Origin of the sequence: Citrobacter sp. wls827, assembly GCF_005280875.1 — a bacterium.
Lineage (GTDB): Bacteria > Pseudomonadota > Gammaproteobacteria > Enterobacterales > Enterobacteriaceae > Citrobacter > Citrobacter youngae.
Genome location: NZ_SZWR01000011.1, coordinates 364 through 3,583, shown reverse-complemented (window position 1 = coordinate 3,583; position 3,220 = coordinate 364). Strand labels below are relative to the sequence as shown.

The window sequence follows — 3,220 nt, the reverse complement described above, 5'->3', positions numbered from 1 at the left end:
GCCGCAACGGCGGCGCTCAGCCCAGAGTCATAGTTACCGAGGTTTTCTTATGTCCCATCGCCGCTCAAACGTAAAAGGATCGTTATCCTTTTCTAACCCTGCGGTCCGCGCCTGGTTATTTCAAATACTCGCTGTGATTGCGGTCGTTAGCATTGCGATCTATCTCATTCATAACACCATTAATAACCTGAGCAGTCGCGGTATTACCTCGGGATTTTCTTTTCTCGAACGCAGTGCCGGATTTGGTATCGTCCAGCATCTGATTGATTACGAGCAAGGCGATACATATGGCCGCGTCTTTATCGTCGGTCTGCTTAATACGCTATTAGTCTCTGCGTTGTGCATTGTTTTCGCATCATTTCTCGGCTTTTTTCTCGGGCTGGCACGGCTGTCGGATAACTGGTTACTACGAAAGCTCTCTACGATTTATATCGAAACGTTCCGCAATATCCCGCCATTGCTGCAGATCTTCTTTTGGTATTTTGCCGTATTGCGGAATTTGCCCGGACCGCGGCAGGCTGTTAGTACCCTGGATCTGGTCTTTCTGAGCAATCGCGGGCTCTACATTCCGGCACCACAGATGGGAGAAGGTCTGATTACCTTCTGTGCCGCAATCATGCTTGCCGTCATCATCACCATTGGGTTATTTCGCTTCAACAAAATGCACCAGACCAAAACAGGCCAGTTGCGCCGAACATGGCCAACAGCCCTGATGCTAATCGTGTTTCTACCGATGATTTCACATTGGATTTTCGGTGCGGCGCTGCACTGGGATATCCCTGAACTGCGCGGGTTTAACTTCCGTGGCGGTATGGTGCTTATTCCCGAACTGGCTGCCCTGACGCTGGCGCTTTCGGTGTATACCTCAGCGTTTATTGCTGAAATTATCCGGGCGGGGATTCAGGCTGTTCCTTATGGCCAACATGAAGCAGCACGCTCGCTGGGCCTGCCAAATCCGGTAACGCTGCGCCAGGTGATCATCCCACAGGCGCTGCGCGTCATCATTCCCCCATTGACCAGCCAGTATCTGAATATCGTCAAGAACTCCTCTCTCGCAGCCGCCATTGGCTATCCGGATATGGTGTCATTGTTTGCCGGTACTGTGCTCAATCAAACAGGACAGGCCATCGAAACTATCGCCATCACCATGTCGGTGTACCTGATCATCAGCCTGAGCATTTCTCTGTTGATGAATATTTATAACCGCCGCATCGCACTGATTGAGCGCTAAGGAGCCATGATGACAAAAGCACTGCTGTCTCGCCCCGCGCGCCCGAGCAGTAACCAGGCAAGTCGCATTCTATTTTGGGTACGTAAAAACCTGTTCTCTAGTTGGTCAAACAGCCTGCTCACATTGCTATGCGTGTGGCTTATTTGGTCGTTCCTTCCCCCGCTGTTGAACTGGGCATTCCTGCAGGCCAACTGGGTCGGTTCTAGCCGGGCCGATTGTACAAAAGCAGGGGCTTGCTGGGTTTTCATCCATGAACGCTTCGGGCAATTTATGTATGGACTGTATCCACACGATCAACGCTGGCGCGTCAATCTGGCTCTGATTATTGGTCTGCTTTCCTTCATCCCGATGTTCTTGAAAATCATCCCCCACCGTGGCCGCTATATCGCCGTCTGGGCCGTCATTTATCCAGTGGTGGTTTGGTGGCTGATGTACGGGGGTTTTTTCGGGCTTGAGCGCGTAGAAACTCGCCAGTGGGGTGGATTAACACTGACGCTTATCATCGCATCCGTGGGTATTGCAGGCGCGCTTCCGTGGGGCATTTTACTGGCGTTAGGCCGCCGTTCTCATATGCCGATCGTGCGTGTTTTATCGGTCATTTTCATTGAGTTCTGGCGTGGTGTGCCGCTTATAACCGTCCTGTTTATGTCCTCAGTCATGCTCCCGCTATTTATGTCGGAGGGTACAACTATCGACAAACTTATTCGGGCACTGGTTGGTGTCATTCTCTTCCAGTCAGCCTATGTTGCTGAAGTGGTACGCGGAGGATTACAGGCCTTACCAAAAGGTCAATATGAAGCGGCTGAATCACTGGCGCTTGGGTACTGGAAAACGCAGGGGTTGGTTATTCTTCCCCAGGCGCTGAAGCTGGTCATTCCCGGCCTGGTCAATACCATCATCGCGCTATTCAAGGATACCAGCCTGGTCATTATCATCGGCCTGTTTGATCTCTTTAGCAGCGTCCAGCAAGCAACTGTCGACCCGGCCTGGCTGGGAATGTCGACAGAAGGATATGTTTTCGCTGCACTGATTTACTGGGTTTTCTGTTTCAGCATGTCGCGTTATAGCCAGCATCTGGAAAAACGTTTTAACACCGGGCGTACACCGCACTGAGGAATTTATGAGCCAAATAGTAATGCCGTCCACTGACGCGATGATTACGCTGGAAAACGTCAACAAATGGTATGGGCAGTTTCATGTCCTGAAAAATATCAACCTGCAGGTAAAACAGGGAGAACGTATCGTATTGTGCGGGCCTTCTGGTTCCGGAAAATCGACGACTATTCGCTGTATTAACCATCTGGAAGAACATCAGCAAGGGCGTATTGTCGTGGATGGAATCGAGCTCAACGAAGATATCCGCAATATCGAACGTGTCAGACAGGAAGTTGGCATGGTCTTTCAGCACTTTAATCTTTTCCCTCATTTAACGGTTCTGCAAAACTGCACACTGGCTCCTATTTGGGTGCAAAAGATGCCGAAGAAAGAAGCCGAAGTGCTGGCAATGCACTACCTTGAGCGGGTCCGCATTGCTGAACATGCACATAAATATCCCGGGCAAATTTCCGGTGGTCAGCAACAGCGTGTCGCTATTGCGCGCTCGCTGTGTATGAAACCCAAAATCATGCTGTTTGACGAACCCACGTCAGCGTTAGATCCCGAAATGGTAAAGGAAGTGCTGGATACGATGATTGGCCTGGCGCAATCGGGAATGACAATGCTGTGTGTAACACATGAAATGGGGTTCGCCCGCACGGTAGCGGATCGGGTGATCTTTATGGATCTTGGAGAGATTGTCGAACAGGCGCCTCCAGATGAATTTTTTGCCCATCCTAAATCCGAACGAACCCGTGCCTTTTTATCGCAGGTTATACATTAACGCCCAATTGCCTGCACGTATCAGACCGACAGAAATATCAACCTCGTGGGCCGGGTAAAGCGTTTACGCGTATCCGGCCTCTTTTCCGTGATACGTTAAAGACGCAAAAA

3 protein-coding genes are annotated in these 3,220 nt (G+C 50.6%); all 3 read left to right on the top strand.

Translation table 11 applies throughout. From position 1 onward, the window contains the following. Nucleotides 1-49: 49 nt before the first annotated feature. The 3 genes from FDX03_RS06860 to FDX03_RS06850 are packed head-to-tail and all read left to right on the top strand — an operon-like array spanning nt 50 to nt 3,110. A complete protein-coding gene (locus FDX03_RS06860; protein ID WP_061068713.1) occupies nt 50-1,231 on the top strand; it encodes an amino acid ABC transporter permease in 1,182 nt (393 codons plus the stop codon). A 9-nt stretch (nt 1,232-1,240) separates the two neighbouring features. Further along, nucleotides 1,241-2,344 carry an amino acid ABC transporter permease gene (locus FDX03_RS06855; protein ID WP_048213471.1) on the top strand — a complete coding sequence of 368 codons (1,104 nt, stop codon included), beginning with the start codon at nt 1,241-1,243 and terminating at the stop codon, nt 2,342-2,344. A 7-nt stretch (nt 2,345-2,351) separates the two neighbouring features. Further along, nucleotides 2,352-3,110: an amino acid ABC transporter ATP-binding protein gene (locus tag FDX03_RS06850; protein WP_048213472.1), complete on the top strand. Its 759-nt coding sequence runs from the start codon at nt 2,352-2,354 to the stop codon at nt 3,108-3,110. Nucleotides 3,111-3,220 lie beyond the last annotated feature (110 nt).